This is a genomic window from Streptomyces sp. NPDC053541 (genome assembly GCF_044544705.1).
Lineage (GTDB): Bacteria > Actinomycetota > Actinomycetes > Streptomycetales > Streptomycetaceae > Streptomyces.
Genome location: NZ_JBITXM010000004.1, coordinates 510707 through 528157, shown reverse-complemented (window position 1 = coordinate 528157; position 17451 = coordinate 510707). Strand labels below are relative to the sequence as shown.

The window sequence follows — 17451 nt, the reverse complement described above, 5'->3', positions numbered from 1 at the left end:
CGAACTGTAGGTCAGCTGTCGCCCGTGCGTTCGCCCAGGGTGACCGTGGTCGTCGTGGACTTGCCGTCGCGCTCGTAGGTGAGCTTGACCGTGTCGCCGGGCTTGTGGGTCCAGATCTCGCTGATGAGGGTGGGGCCGCTGTCGATCTGGCGGTCGTCGAAGCCGGTGATGACGTCGCCGGGCTTCAGACCGGCCTTGGCGGCCGGGCCGTTCGGGGTGAGGGAGGGGGTGCCGCCCGAGCCCGTGTCGGCGATGACCGCGCCCTCGCCGCGGTCCTGCATGTTCACCGTGGCGCCGATGACCGGGTACACCGGCTTGCCCGTCTTGATCAGCTGCTCGGCCACGTTGCGCGCCTGGTTGACCGGGATCGCGAAGCCGAGGCCGATCGAGCCGGCCTGGGACTGGCCGAAGCCGCTGCCGGCCGACTGGATCGCCGAGTTGATGCCGATCACCGCGCCGCTCGCGTCGAGCAGCGGGCCGCCGGAGTTGCCCGGGTTGATCGAGGCGTCGGTCTGCAGCGCGCTCATGTACGAGTTCTTGCCGCCACCGCCGTCGCCCGAGGCGACCGGGCGGTTCTTGGCGCTGATGATGCCCGTGGTGACCGTGTTCGACAGGCCGAAGGGCGCGCCGATCGCGATCGTCGAGTCGCCGACCGCCACCTTGTCGGAGTCGCCCAGCGGCAGCGGCGTCAGGTTCGACGGCGCGTTCTTCAGCTTGATGACCGCCACGTCGTAGCCCTCGGCACGGCCGACGACCTCCGCGTCGTACGTCTTGCCGTTGGAGAAGGTCGCGGACAGCGTGCCGCCGTTCGCCGCCGACGCCACCACGTGGTTGTTGGTGACGATGTGGCCTTCCTTGTCGTAGACGAAGCCGGTGCCCGTACCGCCCTCGCCCTCCGAACCGCCCGACTTGGCCTGGAGGGTGACCACGCTCGGCAGCGCCTTCGCCGCCACCGCCGCGACCGTGCCCGGGTCGCGCTTGAAGGAGGAGGGCGCGTCGCCCGCGGAGACCGTCGTCGAGCCCGTCGTGTCGCCGTCCCGCTGGGACGCGGCCCAGTAGCCGATGCCGCCACCGACCCCGCCCGCGACCAGCGCCGCCACGAGGACCGCCGCCACCAGCCCGCCGGTGCGCTTGCGCGGCGCCTCCGGGCCCGGCGGCACCTGCGGCGCGCCCCACGCCGGGGTCACCGGCGGGGCGGGCGGCCAGCCACCGGCGGCCTGCGGCGCGGCGGGCGCAGCCGCAGGCGCGGCGACCGTCGCCTGCTCGGGCGCGACCGGAGGCGCCGCCGGCGGGGGAGGAGTGGGAGGCACCGCGGGAGCGGCCGGGGCCGCCTCGGGTGCCGGCGCGGCCTGGGGTGCCGCGGCGGCCTGCGGGGCCTCGGCCGCCGGAGGGACCTGCCCGGCCCCGTCCGCCGGGTTCTCGGGAGTCGCCGGAGCCGCCGGAACCGCGGGAGTCGCCGGGGCCGCCGGAACCTTCGTGCCCTCGTCCTCGTTCTCGGTGCTCACAGCTCTCTCCTCGTTCACTGCACGGGCCGTCGCGGTGGAAATCGTGCTGCGGTCAGCTTTTCCCACAGCACGTCAGGCCACTGTAAGCCGGAGCTGTGCGTCCGCACTCGATTGTTTACATGGGGCCATAACGGACACCCGTACCATGTCGCGGTGACCCACTCACCGCAGCCGCCGAGCACCCGTCTCCCCGTCCGGGTCGTCGCGCACCGCGGCGCCTCCGAGGACGCCCCCGAACACACGCTGGCCGCCTACGTGAAGGCCATCGAGGACGGCGCCGACGCCCTCGAGTGCGACGTCCGGCTCACCGCCGACGGCCACCTGGTCTGCGTCCACGACCGGCGCGTCAACCGCACCTCCAACGGCCGCGGCGCCGTCTCCGCCCTGGAGCTCGCCGACCTCGCCGCGCTCGACTTCGGCACCTGGAAGGGCCGCGACGAATCGGGCGAGAGCCCGGACTGGGGCGACCCGGAGGCCACCTCCGTGCTCACCCTGGAACGCCTCCTGGAGCTCGTCTCCGACGCCGGCCGCCGGGTCGAGCTCGCCATCGAGACCAAGCACCCCACCCGCTGGGCCGGCCAGGTCGAGGAGAAGCTGCTCCAGCTCCTGGACCGCTTCGGCCTCGCCAAGCCCGCCTCGCCCGAGGAGTCCCCGGTGCGGGTCATGAGCTTCTCGCCGCGCTCGCTGCACCGGATCGCCACCGCGTCGCCGACCATGCCGACCGTCTCGCTCTCCCAGTTCGTCACCCCGCGGCTGCGCACCGGCGGACTCCCGGCCGGCGCGCGGATCGCCGGGCCCTCCGTGCGGATCGTGCGGCACAACCCGGCCGTGATCCTGCGGCTCCAGAAGGCCGGCCACCAGGTCCACGTGTGGACCGTGGACGACCCGGAGGACGTGGAGCTGTGCGTACGGCTCGGGGTGGACGCGATCATCACCAACCGGCCCAAGCAGGTCCTCGCCCAGCTCGGCCGCGCCTGACCCCCTGACCCGGTTCCGCCGCCCCTCCCCGCCCCGTTCCTTCCCCCGTTCCCGCCCCCCTTCCGCCCCTTTTGCACCGGCCGCCCCACGGGTGCCGGGTGTGCACCGGCGCGTTCGGGACGTACGCGATCGTCACGAGTGCGTCACCGGAGGGGTACTGGCCGGTTTCCGGTCCAGGCCATTGGGGCATTCACCACGTGGCGTGGGGCAAAGGAGGTCTCGGGGGTGGCGTTGGTGGTGGCACAGGAGGTGCCCACGTCGTCGAGCATGGCCGTACCCCATGGCCCTGCGGGCGTGGGTGCGGCACGACACCGGATGCGGGAGCAGCTGAGCCGCAGCGGAATGGCCGAATCGGTCGTCGACGACGCGGTGCTGATCCTTTCCGAATTGCTGAGCAATGCCTGTCGGCACGGCAGACCGCTGGGCTGTGGCGACGTGGGCGACGGGGACGTACGGGCGGCCTGGAGCATCGACCGCTCCGGGGGGCTCACGGTGGAGGTCACGGACGGCGGCGGTCCCACCCGTCCCGTTCCTTCCACGCCGTCGGTCACCGCGCACGGCGGGCGCGGGCTGAACATCATCAGCGCGCTCGCCCAGGACTGGGGCGTACGGGACAGCGCGAGCGGCGAGGTCACGGTCTGGGTGCAGGTCACCCGCGGCCACCGCGGCGAGGACTTCGCCGCCCGGGTCGGCGGTGGCTCCGGATTCGGCTTCCTCGACGCGTACGACGACCTGGAATGAGTCCACGGCCGGGGCCGGTCCGCGGGGCCGGTCCGCAGGACGGCCCGGGTCCGGAACGACGAGCGGGGCGCACCGCGTACGGCGGGCGCCCCGTTGCCGTCGGCACGACCGGGCGTCGTTCGGGGAAGCCCGGCGCCCCCGTCCGGCGCGGGCCGGCCATCGGCGAAGGCCGACGCCCCCCGTCGGCCAAGGCCGGCCATCGGCGGGCCACCGGCGCACCCGTCGCGCCGACGCCCTCCCGGCGCCCCGCCGCCGCCCCTCCCCGTCCCCTCCCCGGGGGACGCCGCACCGGCCTGCCCGCGTCGCGGTCCGCGTGCGGCTAGGCTCGCGCCCGAGACAGCACCGCCGCGATCGGGAGAAAGCCACACCATGGCCAAGAAGCGCCCCCAGACGAAGCCCGCCAAGGCCGGCGGCACCGGCCAGGCACAGGTCACGAACGGGGAGATCCCGGTCGTCGGCGCGCGCGAGCCGTGCCCCTGCGGTTCCGGCCGCCGCTACAAGGCCTGTCACGGGCGGGCCGCCTCGCACGCCGTGACCGAGCTGGTCCAGCGGCCCTTCGAGGGGCTGCCCGGCGAGTGCGACTGGGTCGCGCTGCGCGAGCTGGTGCCCGCCGCCACCGTGCCGCTCACCCTCAAGGGCGGGCTGCCCGAGGGCGTTCCGTCCGTGACGCTCGCGACCGTGCTGCCGATGGCCTGGCCGGCGCTGCGCCGCGACGACGGCTCCGTCCTGGTCGCGCTGCAGAACGACTCGTCCTCCGGCGACCTCGCCCGCGACCTCGCCGACACCCTGGAGCGCGCCCTGGTGGCCGAGCCGGGCACGCCGGTCGAGCCCCGCCGCGTACCGGCGGAGGGTCCGCGACTTCAGGATCTGCTCGACCCGGACAGCGATTTTTCGCCGGTCGTGCACACGGGATTCGAATTCTGGATTCCGGAGTCCGCGGACAATTCCAACCCCGAGGTCACCGCCTCCCTGGAGCGGGCCAACGCCGCCGCCATCCCGACCGTGAAGCTGACCGGTGTGGACTCCGCCTACTGGTGCGAGACGCCGGACAAGAACCACCTGCGCTGGGTCATGCCGCACCCGGAGGAGAAGCTGCTCGACGCGCTCGCCCGGCTGCAGGCCGCCGGCACCTCCTCGCTCGGTCCGGACACCCGCCTGGTCGGCTCCTTCCGGGCCCACGGGCTCATGGTGCCGGTGTGGGACCTGCCCACCACGATGACGGCGGAGGACTGCGAGAAGCCGGCCGCCGAGTTCGCCGAGCGGCTCGCCGCGGCCCTCGCCGTGGACGCTCCGCTCACCACCGAGGAGCGCCGGGCGCGCGGCGGTCTCACCAACCGTCAGGTGACGCTCAGCTGATACCCGGGGTGGTATCGGTGACTGACAGACCGACCAGTCGGTGATGTCCGCCACAACCCGTCCTCGGAAGGGCTAAATCCCTGTCCGAATAACCGAGATCGAATTTGCGAACGGCCAATCTCTTGTTACCGTTCTGGAAGCCCGGTCGCTGGTGCATCCCCCGTCGCCAGCGACCGGGCCTTCTCATGCCCGGACATCGATCCGGAAGCCCTTGATCCACATTCTGCGGACCAGGGAACGATCAACTGCTCTCCGGCTCCGTCGTGTTGCTTCCCGAACGCAGCAGCAGCGGGGCGTTGCCCTGCTCGCCCGTCCCCGCGAACTCCGCGACCGCCGTGTACGCGTCGGCCGCGCCGCGGCCGCGCTCCCGCGGCGTCTCGCACGTCCCCGGCTCGTCGCGGGCCGCGATCGCACAGCGCACCTGTACGGTCCGGCCGGCGGGCGCCATCAGGGTGAGGACGGCGTCGAGCTCCTGGCCCGTCGCGTTGCGGTAATACGTGCGGGCCCAGGTGTCCGGGCCCTCCGCCACCACACAGGTCTGCGCCTCCACCCCGTCGGGCGAGGCGAGTTCGGGCCCGCAGCGCGTGACGGAGGCATCCCCGGTGCGGCCCGTGCCCTCCGCGCTCTCCGTGGCCTCCGTCCCCTCCGCGCCCTCCACGTGACGGCTCGGCGCCGGGTGCAGGCCCAGCTCCTGGAGCAGGCCCTGCGGCGGCCGCGCGCCGGGCTTCGCGTCCCCGGCGCCGTCCCGGTCCGCGGCGGGGCCCGCCGACGCGACGACCGGGACCAGCACCGCGATCAGGACGGCGGCGCCGAGCCCCAGGGCCCGCAGGCGCGCGGGGCCGAGGCGTGCCGGAGTCCCGCGCCCACTCTTGCGCCCCATCGTCGGCCCACCTGCTCCCCGGGAACGGATCCTGAGCGCGAAGATATCCGCGGCCGGCGGGGTCCCGGCCGGCCGCGCGCGCGTTTCTGCTGGATGGCGGGCCGTTCCACACCCGTTCGGGTGAACGGCGCTCAGTACGCGAGCCGGCTGCCGCCGCCCGGCATGCCCGTGCTCGCCTCGACCAGCGCGTCCACGACCGCCTCCACGTCCGGCAGCCACGGCCGGGCCGAGCCCGCCAGCGGCGCGCGCTCCCAGCGCACCTCACCCGTCCCGGTGGTCGAGGGCGGCAGCGGCAGATAGCCGCCCTCGCCGTGGAAGCGCAGCGAGGCGGGCACGCTGTCCTTGGTGTGGAGGAGTTCGCCGAGCCGTTCGAGGTCGTACGGGGCGACGAGGATCGCCCAGCGGGTGGGCGTGGCCACGACCGGGCCGAGCCGCATGCCCCGCGCGTCGAGCACGGCGAGCGCCTGGGCGCCGGCGACGGCCGGCAGGCTCACCGCGCAGGGGGCTCGGCCGCCGGTGGCGAGCAGGACCGGGGCCTCCGGGCGCCGGGTCCACCACCAGCGGATCATGCGCGCGTCGGTGGTGGCCGCGAGCAGCCCCGGGTCCAGGGGGTGCGCACCCGGCACCACGCACCGGGGGTCCGGACAGGCGCACTCCACGAGCGCGGGCACCAGCCCCACCCCGGACACGGCCGCGGACCCGGCCGCGGACCCGGTCGTGGACCCGGACCCGGTCGTGGACCCGGACCCGGTCGTGGACCCGGACCCGGTCGTGGAGCCGGCCCCGGACGCGGGCCTCGACGCGGGCGCCGCCCACAGGCTCCCCTCCCGCGTGCGCTCCCGCGTGCGCCCCGGGCCGCCCGGGCGCACCGCGCGGGCCCACCACGGCACCCTGCCCCGTACACCCGGACCGTCCGTCCCGACGCCCGCCCCGGGCCGCACCGACCCGTCCGGAGCCACCGACCCGGCCGCCTCGCCCCCGCGCGGGGCCCGCAGGCCCACGCCCGGCAGCACCGGCCAGCCCCACTCGGTGCCGAAGAGCAGCGCCGCGTCCCGCAGCGCCACGTCCCCGAGTGCCGCGTCCCGCCGCACCGTCCCCCGTGTCTCCGCCGTCTCCCGTGCCGCTTCCGCCGGGGTCCGCCGTTCCGCCGGACCCTGCATGCCCTGCATGCCCTCCGTGCCCGCCCCGCGCTTGCCGCGTCCGAACCGGAGCCTGCGTCGCCTTCCGAGGATCTCGCGCATGAGCGCTCGTTCCTTTCCGTTGAACGCCGAATCCACACACCGCGTGGACGTCGTCCGGGAGGTCATCCGGGGATGCCACCCGCGAACGTCACCCTACGTGGCGCTTCCTTCACCGTGCGTGTCACCGTACGTATCACTGAGCGCATCGCTGCGCGTATCACTCGCGTACTCACTGCGCGTCCTGGCGCTCACGAGCCTCGCCCGGCCCGTGGGGGCGCTCTCGGCGGGCGGCGGATGTCCAGGCGGCGATCCTGCCGGAACACTTCCCCGCCACTCGGGATAGGGGGTGCGGCCTGCGGTGATGAGGACGCTCGGGTTCCGCGTCCGTATTCAGGGGCGGCTCCAACTGCCCCCGCCCGTCACCGATTACGTACCCGTCACGCTCGAAATGACGCGCTTTCAAACGACGCCAGTCGACCGCAAATGGTGCACACCGGGGTCAATTTTCGGCCAACTTCCCCTAGTCTTCAACCCTCTCGCCACATCCCACGGACACCAGAAATCCCATGGTGACAATGCTGGACATCGATCCACATGTGCGTGTAGATGTGGATCGATGGGTAGCGGCGCAGAACGACTTGGGGGTTTGCGATGCTATTGCATGAAACGCGCAGGTCGGAAAGCGGAAAGCCATGACTACACCGCGTGCGCCGAAAGTGGCCGGAATCGATTCCACTGTTCCTTCTCCCCCGCACACTGCCGCCCCCACGGCGGCCCCCACCGCGGCCCCCTTCGGCGCGCCGCTCCCCCCGCCGGCCTCCGGCGGCCCCCTTCAGGACCGGCTGGCCGGCTGGGTCTCCGATCTCACCCTCCTGCACGAACTCACCGAGTCCCTGATCCGGACCGACTCCCTCGACGGCGCACTGCGCGAGGTGCTGCGCGCCGGAGCCGCCCTCGTCGGCGCCCGCCGCGGCATGGCCGTCCTCGAACCCGCCGACGGACAGGGCCCCGCCCTCACCGTCGGCCTCGGCCTCGCGCACGCCGAGCTCGGCACCATCGAGACCGTCCCGCGCAGCGTCACCTCCTACGGCCGGATCCTCGACGGCCTCGACCCGCTCCCCGAGGGCAGCCTCCTGCCCCGCCCCGTCGCCCACCCCGACCTGCGCTCCGAGGAGGACCTCGACCCGCGCCACCGCGAGGTCGCCGCCCGCCTCGGCTACGCCGCCAGCTACGCCCTGCCGCTCGCCACCGAGGAGGCCGGCAGGCTCGGCGCCGTCGTCTGGCTGTACGACGAGCCGGCCGAGCCCGCCGAACGCCAGCGCCACCTCGTCGGGCTCTACGGGCGGTTCGCCACCGAGCACCTGGCCCGCCTCCTGGAGGTCGAGCGGGCCCGGGTGCGGGTCGCCACCGTCGCCGAGGAACTGCTGCCCAGCCGGCTCCCCCGGGTCCCCGGCGTCCAGCTCGCCGCCCGGCACCGCACCGGCCCGCGCGGCGGCGGCGACTGGTACGACGCGCTGCCGCTGCCCGACGGCGCCCTCGGCCTGGCCGTCGGCTCCGTCACCGGCAGCGGGCCCAGCGCCCTGGCCGCCATGGGCCGGCTGCGCGCCAGCCTGCGCGCGTACGCCGTGATGGAGGGCGAGGACCCGGTCGCCGTCCTCTCCGACCTGGAGCTGCTGCTCCGGCTCACCGAACCCGCCCGCTCGGCCACCGCGCTCTTCGCCTTCTGCGAGCCGGCCGACCGCCGGATCGTGCTCGCCGGGGCCGGCCACACCCCGCCGCTGCTCATCGGCGAGCACCGCACCGAGTACGTGGAGACCTCGCTGTCCGCGCCGCTCGGCATGCTGTCCTGCTGGGAGGCGCCGAGCGTCGAGCTGTCGCCCGCACCCGGAGAAACGGTGCTTCTCTACACCGACGGCCTGCTCCGGCGGACCGGTGACGCCATGGACCGGGCCTTCGCCCGGCTGCACGCCGCCGCCGCGAGCGTGCCGAGGGCGGACCGCTCCGACCCGGGCGCGGTCGCCGACCACGTCCTGCGCACCGTGCTGCCCGAGGGCCTGGACACCGGCGGCGCCGACGGCGAGGACGTGGTGCTGCTCGCCGCCCGCTTCGAGTGACGCCCGGAACACGGCCCGGGCGGGACGTGTCACGGGTCTCACGCCTCTGGCTCCTGACCGCACGCCCGTACGATGGTGATGGTTCAGTGTCGTACCAAGAGGAGGCAGACCCGTGGCCGAGGAGCTCACGACGGAGACCCCGGAGACCCCGGAGGAGTCCGAAGAGCAGGCGATCAAGCAGCGCAAGAACGGTCTGTACCGGGGCGTCTCCGACGAGCTCGCCGACAACATGAAGTCGGGCTGGGCCGACACCGAGCTGCACGGCCTGGAGCCGATCGCGCAGGCCGCCCACACCGCCGCCCGCCGCGCCGCGCTCTCCGCCCGCTTCCCGGGCGAGCGCCTGGTGATCCCGGCCGGCAACCTGAAGACCCGGTCCAACGACACCGAGTACTCCTTCCGCGCCTCCACCGAGTACGCGTACCTCACCGGCGACCAGACACAGGACGGCGTGCTCGTCCTGGAGCCGACGAAGACCGGCCACGAGGCCACGATCTACCTGCTGCCGCGCTCCAACCGCGAGAACGGCGAGTTCTGGCTCGACGGCCAGGGCGAGCTGTGGGTCGGCCGCCGCCACTCCCTCGCCGAGGCGGAGCAGCTGCTCGGCATCCCGGCGAAGGACGTCCGCGAGCTGCCCGAGCTGCTGCGCGAGGCCACCGGGCCGGTGCGCGCCGTGCGCGGCCACGACGCCGGCATCGAGGCCGCCCTCACCGACAAGGTCACCGCCGAGCGGGACGAGGAGCTGCGGATCTTCCTCTCCGAGGCCCGCCTGGTGAAGGACGCCTTCGAGGTCGCCGAGCTGGAGAAGGCCTGTGCCTCGACCGCCCGCGGCTTCGAGGACGTCGTGAAGGTCCTCGACAAGGCGCAGGCCACCAGCGAGCGCTACATCGAGGGCACCTTCTTCCTGCGCGCCCGCGTCGAGGGAAACGACGTCGGCTACGGCACCATCGCCGCCGCCGGCCCGCACGCCTGCACCCTGCACTGGGTCCGCAACGACGGCCCGGTCCGCTCCGGCGACCTGCTGCTGCTCGACGCCGGCGTGGAGACCACCGAGCTCTACACCGCCGACGTCACCCGCACGCTGCCGATCAACGGGCGGTTCACGGAGATCCAGCGCAAGATCTACGACGCCGTGTACGAGGCGCAGGAGGCCGGCATCGCCGCGGTGAAGCCGGGCGCCGCCTACCGCGACTTCCACGACGCCGCCCAGCGCGTGCTCGCCGAGAAGCTCGTCGAGTGGGGCCTGCTGGAGGGCCCGGTCGAGCGCGTCCTGGAGCTGAACCTGCAGCGCCGCTGGACCCTGCACGGCACCGGTCACATGCTCGGCATGGACGTCCACGACTGCGCCGCCGCGCGCACCGAGGCGTACGTCGACACGACCCTGGAGCCGGGCATGTGCCTGACGGTCGAGCCGGGCCTCTACTTCCAGGCCGACGACCTGACGGTGCCGGAGGAGTACCGGGGCATCGGCGTCCGGATCGAGGACGACATCCTCGTCACCGAGGACGGCAACCGGAACCTCTCCGACCAGCTGCCGCGCCGCTCGGACGAGGTCGAGGCGTGGATGGCCGGCCTCACCGCCTGACGCCCCCACCTTCCGTACCCCGTACGGAGCCTTCCGTACGAACGGGCCCCCGCCGACGCGTGATCGGCGGGGGCCCGTTCGGCCGTTCCGGGCCGGAACCTCCCGGCCACGTCCGCTACGTCAGCGCGAGCGGCGCGTCCGCGCGCCACTTGAGCAGCTTGTCGAAGCTGACCAGCGCGCCGCCGCGGCCCGTGCGCCCGACGTGCACGTGGTCGGCGAGCTCCTCGATCAGGCGCAGTCCGCGCCCGTGCTCGGCGTACGCGTCGGCGGCCCGGGCGTCCCTGCGGAAGCCGGGGCCCGCGTCGGCCACCTCGATCCGGCAGGTCTCGCCGTCCAGATAGGCGGTGACGCGGTACGCCTCCGAGCCCGGGCCGCGGCCGGGGGCGGCGCCGCCGTGCTCGACGGCGTTCGCGCAGGCCTCGGTGAGCGCCACCGAGAGGTCGTAGGAGACGTCAGGGTCGACGCCCGCCGTCTCCATCGTGCCGAGCAGCAGCCGCCGGGCGAGCGGCACGCTCGCAGCCTCGCGCCGCAGATGCAGGGACCACCAGATGCTCATGCTCCAGCCTCCTGGCTGCGGCTCGACATGCTGCGGCACGACATACCGATACGTATTGCCGCACGGCGTGGTCCATAAGCGCCCGGGGACCGCGACAGCGCCCGTTCGGCGGATGCGGGGATCCGGCCTCCGGTGTATGTCCCCGTGCCCGGTCGCCCGTACGTCCCCGCGCCCGGTCGCCGCTCCCGGGGCACGAAGACCCCCGGAACGGGCACAAGGGCGACCTTCCGGACCTGCCGTGTGGCGGTGACGGGGCTGGTGCGATGATGGGCCCGCCATGTCTGCCCCCGCGCTCGCACCACGTCTGCTGAGGGCCGCGGTGTTCACCGCGGTCTGCGTCGTGCTGTCCGGGCTCGGCCACGCGCTGGCCGCCTGCGCGGGGATCGCGCTGTGGTCGCTGGTCGCCGGCTTCCTCGGCGTCTTCGGAGTCATCGTCCTCTTCACCGGCCGGGAGCGCTCGCTGCCCGCGATCGTGACCGCGCTGGCCGGCGGACAGCTCGCCCTGCACGCCCTGTTCGGGCTCGGCCAGCGCCGGCTCGTGACGGGCCCGCAGGCCGACGAGGCCCTGCTGCGGCTCGCCGCCAAGCTGGTCTGCGGGGGCGGCGCCACCACGCTGAGCCCCGCCGAGGCCGCCCGGATCGTCAGCGACGCCGGGCTCGCCCCGGCCGCCCCGGCGGGCGCGCACGTCCACATGGCCGGCATGACGGAGGCGGCCGCCGGCCAGGCCTCCCTCGTGCCCAGCCTGCCGATGGTGCTCGGCCACCTGCTCGCCGCGCTGGCGACGGGCTGGCTGCTGCGCCGGGGCGACCTCGCCCTCGGCCGGCTCACCACGCTCTCCGCGCAGGGCGCCGCCGAGCTCGCCGCATGCGCGTCGGTGCGCGCGCTGCGCGGTGCGCTCGCGCTCGTCCGGGCGCTGCTCGCCGGCCTGCCGGGCGCTCCGGCCACCGGGCCGCGCGCCCCGCGCCGTACCGCCGCCGACGCCTCGCCACCGCCGGTGGTCGAGGCGCTCGCGGACACGGTGATCAGGCGCGGCCCGCCGGCCGCCGTCCGCTGCGTCCTCGCAGCCTGACGCGGACCGCTCCGGCCACAGGCACACACCTCGGGGGGCGGGTCCGCCGCGTCCGCGACCGCATGCGGACCGCACCCACCTGTCTTCGCACCCCTTCCCGGGGGTGCCCTCCCCTGAGCTGGAGTGTCTCCGCCATGAGCGTTTTCCGTACCCGTACGTTCCCGGCCCGTACGTTCCTCGCCCGCGCCGCCGTCGCCGGCGGGGTCGCCGCCTCCTCCGTCCTGCTGTTCGCCGGCGCCGCCTCCGCGCACGTGAGCGTGCAGCCGGTGGGCCAGGCGGCCAAGGGCGGCTACGCGACCGTCAACGTGAAGGTGCCGAACGAGCGCGACAACGCCTCCACCGTCAAGGTCGAGGTCAACTTCCCGACCGACCACCCGCTGGCCTCCGTGATGCCGCAGCCGGTGCCCGGCTGGAAGGTCGAGGTCACCAAGGCCAAGCTCGCCAAGCCGCTGGAGCTGCACGGCAAGAAGATCGACCAGGCCGTCGCCAAGGTCACCTGGACCGCCGACGGTTCGAAGATCGGCCCCGGCCAGTTCCAGCAGTTCCCGCTCTCGCTCGGGCAGCTGCCCGAGGACACCGACGCGCTCGTCCTCAAGGCCATCCAGACCTACGACAACAACGAGGTCGTGCGCTGGATCGAGGAGCCCAAGGAGGGCGCCGCCGAGCCCGAGAGCCCGGCTCCGGTCCTGAAGCTGTCCGCCGCCACCGAGGACCACCACGGCGGCGCCGCCCCGGCCGCCGACGACAAGGCCGCGGCCGGCGCCGGTCACGACGCGAAGGACGGCGCGCACGAGAACGCCGCCGACACGACCGACACCGCGGCCCGGGTGCTCGGTGTGGTCGGCATCCTCGTGGGCGTCGCCGGAATCGCCTTCGGCGTCCTGGCCGGGCGCCGCCGCTCGGCCTGACGGCCGTCCGTCCCCTCACCGAAAGATTGATCATGTCCGACACCCAGTCCGACACGAAGTCCGGCACGACGTCCGCGAAGAGCACCGCCGGCGAGAACACCGAGGCGAAGGACGGCGGCCGCCCCGGCCGCCGGGCCCCGCTCCTCATCTCCGCCGCCGCGATCGTCGCCGCCATCGGCGTCACGGCGGCCGTGGGCCTCGGCGGCGACGACAGCGCGAACGGCGCCGGCAGCAGCCCGGTCGCCGAGGTCTCCGGCGGCTCCGACAACACCAAGGCCGCCACCGTCCTCGACCGGCCCTTCACCAAGCCCGACCTGGTCCTGACCGACAGCAAGGGCGAGAAGTACGACCTGCGCGAGCGCACCAAGGGCAAGCCGACCCTGCTCTACTTCGGCTACACGCACTGCCCGGACGTCTGCCCGCTGACGATGAGCAACATCGCCATCGCCCGCAAGTCGCTCCCCAAGGCCGACCAGGACAAGCTCCAGGTCGTCTTCGTCACCACCGACCCGGAGCGGGACACCGCCGCCGAGCTCGGCAAGTGGCTGCCCGCCGCCGGCGACCCGTCCTTCACCGGACTCACCGGCGACTTCTCGGCCATCCAGGCCGGGGCCCGTTCCATCGGCATCGGCATCGACCCGCCGAAGAAGGAGAAGGACGGCAGCGTCGTCTCCATGCACGGCGCCCAGGTGATCGCGTTCTCGCCGACCACCGACCAGGGCTACGTGCTCTACGGCGAGGACACCACGTCCGACCAGTACGCCGCCGACCTGCCGAAGCTCATCAAGGGGGAGAACCCGTGAACCGCCGCACCACCGTCCTGTCCGCCACCGTGGCGCTCACCGCCGCCCTCGCGCTGGCCGGATGCTCGTCCGGCGGCGACGGCGACAAGCCCGAGCTGAAGGTGAGCGGCGCCTTCATGCCGCAGCCGGTGACGGACATGGCCGGCGGCTTCCTCACCATCACCAACAGCGGTGACACGGCCGACAAGCTCACCTCCGTCACCAGCGGTCTCTCGGACGACATCACGATCCACGAGACGAAGAACCAGAAGATGCAGCAGGTGGCGTCCTTCGACATCCCGGCGAACGGTGAGCTGAAGCTCGAACGCGGGGGCAACCACATCATGTTCATGGGCCTGAAGAAGCAGCCCAAGCAGGGCGAGAAGGTCGACATCGAGCTGCACTTCGAGAAGTCCGGCCCCATCAAGGTCACGGTTCCCGTCGAGGCGCCCAACCACAACCCGAAGCAGCACTGAGCTCGTTGAGGGAGTGACACACCGATGACAACCACCGCCCCGCGCCTCGGGCCGGCCCCCGGACGAGGAACCGCCCTCGCCCGGCTGCTGCTGGTCGCCGCCGTGCTGCTCGGCGCGCTGCTCGCCACCGCGGGCCCCGCGTCCGCGCACGCGGCGCTGACCGGCAGCGACCCGCAGGACGGGGCGGTGGTCGCCACCGCCCCCAAGGAGGTCAGGCTGACCTTCTCGGAGGAGGTCGCCATGAGCGACGACTCCATCCGGGTCCTCGACCCGGCCGGAAAGCGGGTCGACACCGGCGAGCTGCAGAACCTGTGCAGCGGCTCGGTCATCCGCTACGGCGTCCCGCTGCTGCCCGGACTGCCCGACGGCACCTACACCGTGGCCTGGCAGACCGTCTCCGCCGACAGCCACCCCGTCTCCGGCGCCTTCACCTTCTCCGTCGGCGCCCCCTCCACCACCTCCGTCGCCCTGCCCGACACCCCCGTCGGCGGCGGCCTGGTCGGCGCGCTCTACGGGATCGCGCGCTACCTCTCGTACGCCGGTTTCGTCGTCCTCGTCGGCGGCGGGGCCTTCGTCCTGGCCTGCTGGCCGCGCGGCGCCGCCGTGCGCCCGGTGCAGCGGCTCGTGGTGCGCGGCTGGCTCACCCTGACCGCCGCCACCCTGGCGATGCTGCTGCTCCGGCACCCGTACACCAAGACCGGCCGGCTCGGTGACGTCTTCGACCTGGGCGGGCTGCGGGCCGTCCTGGAGACCAAGACCGGTGCCGCGCTCTCCTCGCGTCTGCTGCTGCTCGGCGCCGCCGCGCTCTTCGTCGCCGTGCTGTTCGGGGCCTACGCCCGACGGCGCGACGAGAAGGAGCACAAGGACCTCACCTTCGGCCTCGCCCTCGGCGGCACCGTCGTCGCCGCCGGCATCGCCGGTACGTGGGCGCTGGCCGAGCACGCCTCGACCGGGCTCCAGCCGGGCATCGCGATGCCGGTCGACATCCTGCACCTGCTGGCCGTCGCCGGCTGGCTCGGCGGGCTCACCACCCTGCTCGTCGCGCTCCGCAAGGCGCCGTCGATCGAGCGGTCCGCCGTCGAGCGCTACTCGCACCTGGCCTTCGGCTCGGTCGTCGTCCTCGCCGCCACCGGCCTCTACCAGTCCTGGCGGCAGGTCGGCAGCTGGTCGGCGCTCACCGGCACCCGCTACGGACAGCTGCTCCTGGTCAAGATCGGCCTGGTGGCCGTCCTGGTCGGGATCGGCTGGGTCTCGCGGCGCTGGGTCCGCCGGCTCGCGGAACGGCACGAGGGCGGCGCCGGGCCCGACCTCGACGAGGCCCGCGACGAGGCCCGCGACGAGGCCGACCTCGGCGAGCAGCCCGCTGACGAGCCCGACGCCGAGTCCGGCACCGAAGCCGGGGACAGGCCCGGCACCGGGCCCGACACGGAGGAGCCCGACGCCGAGCGGGCCGCGCAGCTCGCCCGGCAGCGGGCCGCCGTCGCCACCGCGCGGCGGATCAAGGCGCGGGACGCCGACCCCGAGCGGGCCGGGCTGCGCCGCTCGGTGCTCACGGAGGCCGCCGTGGCCGTGGTGCTGCTCGCGGTGACCACCGTGCTCACCTCCACCGAGCCCGCCCGCACCGAGGAGGAGGCGGGCCGGGGCCGCGCGGCGGCCGGCGCCGACGCCGCCGTACCGAACCGTCCCGTCGACGTCCGGCTGCCCTTCGACACCGGCGGCGTGGACGGCAAGGGCACCGTGCAGCTCACCCTGGACCCGGGCCGTACGGGGGCCAACGCGCTGCACATCTATGTGCTGCGGCCCAACGGCCGGGCGCTCGACGTGCCCGAGGTGAAGGTCTCCTTCACCCTCAAGGCGAAGGACATCGGCCCGCTGCCGGTGCTGCCCGACCGCATCCAGACCGGACACTGGACGGCGAGCGGCGTCCAGCTGCCGATGGCGGGCGAGTGGCTGATGCAGGTCACCGTCCGTACCTCCGAGATCGACCAGACCACCATCGAGAAGAACGTGAAGATCGGCTGAGCCCCGTGAGCAACGACAACCTTGAGATCTCCCGGCGGCGGGTGCTCGGCACCGTGGGCGCCGCAGGCGCCGCCGGACTCGTGATCGGCGCGGCCGGCGGGGCCGGCATCTCCGCGGCGGTGTCCGGGGACGAGTCCACCGGTGGTGCCGCCGGTCCGCAGGCGCTCTCCTCGGTCGGGGCGACCGAGGTGATGTTTCACGGGAAACATCAAGCGGGGATCACCACTCCGCTTCAGGCGCGGGGCCATCTGGTCGCCTTCGACCTCGCCCCGGGCGCGGGCCGCAAGGAGGCCGCTGCCCTGCTGCGCCGCTGGTCGGCCACGGCCAAGGCGCTGATGGCGGGCCGGCCGGCGACCGCGGACACCGGGATCGCGCTGGACGCCGGCCCGTCCTCGCTGACGGTCACCTTCGGCTTCGGCCGCACCTTCTTCGACCGCACTGGGCTCACCGCGCGCCGCCCCGGCCAGCTCGACCCGCTGCCGGCCTTCTCCTCGGACGCGCTCGACCCGAAGCGCTCCGAGGGCGATCTGTGGGTGCAGATCGGCGCGGACGACGCGCTCGTCGCCTTCCACGCGCTACGCGCGCTCCAGAAGGACGCGGCCGGCGCGGCCCGGGTGCGCTGGCAGATGAACGGCTTCAACCGCTCCGCCGGCGCCACCGCCCGGCCGATGACCGCGCGCAATCTGATGGGCCAGGTCGACGGCACCAACAACCCCAAGCCCGCCGACCCCGACTTCGACCGGCGGATCTTCGTGCCACAGGGCGCCTCCGGCGCGCAGGACTGGATGGCGGGCGGCTCCTACGCGGTCGTGCGGCGGATCCGGATGCTGCTCGACGACTGGGAGCGGCTGCCGCTGGAGAAGCAGGAGAAGGTGATCGGGCGGCGGAAGTCGGACGGCGCTCCGCTGACCGGCGGGACCGAGACCACCCCGCTCGACCTGAACAAGATCGGGCCGGACGGCAAGACCGTCATCCCCGACAACGCCCACGCCCGGATCTCCGCCCCCGAACAGAACGGCGGGGCCGCGATGCTGCGCCGGCCGTTCTCCTTCCACGACGGGATCGCGCCGGACGGCACTCCGGACGCCGGGCTGCTCTTCGTCTGCTGGCAGGCCGATCCATTGCGCGGCTTCGTGCCCGTGCAGCGCAAGCTCGACCGGGGCGACGCGCTGTCCCCCTTCCTGCGGCACGAGGCGAGCGGCCTGTTCGCGGTGCCGGGCGGGCCGGCGGAGGGCGAGTACGTGGGACAGCGCCTGCTGGAGGCGTAGGGAGGTCTCACGGGCCCGGAGGCCCCGGGCCGG

The 17451-nt window shown here is 74.0% G+C and carries 15 protein-coding genes; 11 read left to right on the top strand and 4 right to left on the bottom strand.

Translation table 11 applies throughout. The annotated features are described in order from the left end of the window. Window positions 1–11 precede the first annotated feature (11 nt). On the bottom strand, window positions 12–1505 hold the full coding sequence (locus tag ACIGW2_RS12970; protein WP_399843305.1) for a S1C family serine protease: 1494 nt from the start codon (window positions 1503–1505) through the stop codon (window positions 12–14). Window positions 1506–1658: 153 nt separating this feature from the next. Between ACIGW2_RS12970 and ACIGW2_RS12965 the strand changes: the two genes are divergently transcribed. The 3 genes from ACIGW2_RS12965 (at window position 1659) to ACIGW2_RS12955 (ending at window position 4580) form a co-directional block, all read left to right on the top strand. Then, window positions 1659–2483 carry a glycerophosphodiester phosphodiesterase gene (locus tag ACIGW2_RS12965; protein ID WP_361578822.1) on the top strand — a complete coding sequence of 275 codons (825 nt, stop codon included), beginning with the start codon at window positions 1659–1661 and terminating at the stop codon, window positions 2481–2483. A 138-nt stretch (window positions 2484–2621) separates the two neighbouring features. Next, the gene (locus ACIGW2_RS12960) at window positions 2622–3224 is read left to right on the top strand and encodes an ATP-binding protein (RefSeq protein ID WP_361578819.1); all 603 of its coding nucleotides are present in this window, start codon (window positions 2622–2624) and stop codon (window positions 3222–3224) included. A 369-nt stretch (window positions 3225–3593) separates the two neighbouring features. Further along, on the top strand, window positions 3594–4580 hold the full coding sequence (locus ACIGW2_RS12955; protein WP_361578816.1) for a DUF5926 family protein: 987 nt from the start codon (window positions 3594–3596) through the stop codon (window positions 4578–4580). Between the two features lie 241 nt (window positions 4581–4821). Here ACIGW2_RS12955 and ACIGW2_RS12950 read toward each other — a convergent pair whose 3' ends face one another. After that, entirely contained in the window at window positions 4822–5460 is a 639-nt protein-coding gene (locus ACIGW2_RS12950) for a hypothetical protein (protein WP_399843301.1), read from the bottom strand. Window positions 5461–5591: 131 nt separating this feature from the next. After that, on the bottom strand, window positions 5592–6149 hold the full coding sequence (locus tag ACIGW2_RS12945; protein ID WP_399843538.1) for a bifunctional DNA primase/polymerase: 558 nt from the start codon (window positions 6147–6149) through the stop codon (window positions 5592–5594). A 1184-nt stretch (window positions 6150–7333) separates the two neighbouring features. Between ACIGW2_RS12945 and ACIGW2_RS12940 the strand changes: the two genes are divergently transcribed. Together ACIGW2_RS12940 and ACIGW2_RS12935 are read left to right on the top strand one after the other, a co-directional pair. Continuing rightward, entirely contained in the window at window positions 7334–8755 is a 1422-nt protein-coding gene (locus ACIGW2_RS12940) for a PP2C family protein-serine/threonine phosphatase (RefSeq protein WP_391655912.1), read from the top strand. A gap of 112 nt (window positions 8756–8867) precedes the next feature. Beyond that, on the top strand, window positions 8868–10337 hold the full coding sequence (locus ACIGW2_RS12935) for an aminopeptidase P family protein (RefSeq protein ID WP_356062364.1): 1470 nt from the start codon (window positions 8868–8870) through the stop codon (window positions 10335–10337). 115 nt (window positions 10338–10452) lie between these two features. Here ACIGW2_RS12935 and ACIGW2_RS12930 read toward each other — a convergent pair whose 3' ends face one another. Next, window positions 10453–10893, bottom strand: coding sequence for an ATP-binding protein (locus ACIGW2_RS12930; protein WP_391655913.1), 441 nt, complete (start codon window positions 10891–10893; stop codon window positions 10453–10455). Window positions 10894–11170: 277 nt separating this feature from the next. On the opposite strand from ACIGW2_RS12930, the gene ACIGW2_RS12925 reads away from it, so the two are divergent. The 6 genes from ACIGW2_RS12925 to efeB all read left to right on the top strand — a co-directional run bounded on the left by ACIGW2_RS12925 (window position 11171) and on the right by efeB (window position 17418). Further along, entirely contained in the window at window positions 11171–11962 is a 792-nt protein-coding gene (locus tag ACIGW2_RS12925) for a hypothetical protein (protein WP_399843298.1), read from the top strand. Between the two features lie 134 nt (window positions 11963–12096). Further along, window positions 12097–12870: a YcnI family protein gene (locus ACIGW2_RS12920; protein WP_391655915.1), complete on the top strand. Its 774-nt coding sequence runs from the start codon at window positions 12097–12099 to the stop codon at window positions 12868–12870. A 32-nt stretch (window positions 12871–12902) separates the two neighbouring features. Then, a complete protein-coding gene (locus ACIGW2_RS12915) occupies window positions 12903–13673 on the top strand; it encodes an SCO family protein (RefSeq protein WP_399843295.1) in 771 nt (256 codons plus the stop codon). Continuing rightward, window positions 13670–14128 (top strand): copper chaperone PCu(A)C, encoded by a 459-nt coding sequence (locus tag ACIGW2_RS12910; protein ID WP_391655917.1) that lies wholly within the window; start codon window positions 13670–13672, stop codon window positions 14126–14128. Before ACIGW2_RS12915 ends, ACIGW2_RS12910 begins: the two co-directional genes overlap by 4 nt. Window positions 14129–14152: 24 nt before the next feature. Further along, window positions 14153–16150, top strand: a complete 1998-nt coding sequence (locus ACIGW2_RS12905) for a copper resistance protein CopC (protein WP_399843292.1) — start codon at window positions 14153–14155, stop codon at window positions 16148–16150. A 5-nt stretch (window positions 16151–16155) separates the two neighbouring features. Continuing rightward, the gene (gene efeB / locus ACIGW2_RS12900) at window positions 16156–17418 is read left to right on the top strand and encodes an iron uptake transporter deferrochelatase/peroxidase subunit (protein ID WP_399843289.1); all 1263 of its coding nucleotides are present in this window, start codon (window positions 16156–16158) and stop codon (window positions 17416–17418) included. Window positions 17419–17451: the final 33 nt, after the last annotated feature.

What these genes read in the sequence shown, in the direction of transcription:
- ACIGW2_RS12955 (WP_361578816.1), top strand. Translation starts at nt 3,594, where the DNA reads ATGGCCAAGAAGCGCCCCCAGACGAAGCCCGCCAAGGCCGGCGGCACC.
- ACIGW2_RS12950 (WP_399843301.1), bottom strand. Translation starts at nt 5,460, where the DNA reads ATGGGGCGCAAGAGTGGGCGCGGGACTCCGGCACGCCTCGGCCCCGCG.
- ACIGW2_RS12940 (WP_391655912.1), top strand. Translation starts at nt 7,334, where the DNA reads ATGACTACACCGCGTGCGCCGAAAGTGGCCGGAATCGATTCCACTGTT.
- ACIGW2_RS12930 (WP_391655913.1), bottom strand. Translation starts at nt 10,893, where the DNA reads ATGAGCATCTGGTGGTCCCTGCATCTGCGGCGCGAGGCTGCGAGCGTG.
- ACIGW2_RS12925 (WP_399843298.1), top strand. Translation starts at nt 11,171, where the DNA reads ATGTCTGCCCCCGCGCTCGCACCACGTCTGCTGAGGGCCGCGGTGTTC.
- ACIGW2_RS12920 (WP_391655915.1), top strand. Translation starts at nt 12,097, where the DNA reads ATGAGCGTTTTCCGTACCCGTACGTTCCCGGCCCGTACGTTCCTCGCC.
- ACIGW2_RS12915 (WP_399843295.1), top strand. Translation starts at nt 12,903, where the DNA reads ATGTCCGACACCCAGTCCGACACGAAGTCCGGCACGACGTCCGCGAAG.
- ACIGW2_RS12905 (WP_399843292.1), top strand. Translation starts at nt 14,153, where the DNA reads ATGACAACCACCGCCCCGCGCCTCGGGCCGGCCCCCGGACGAGGAACC.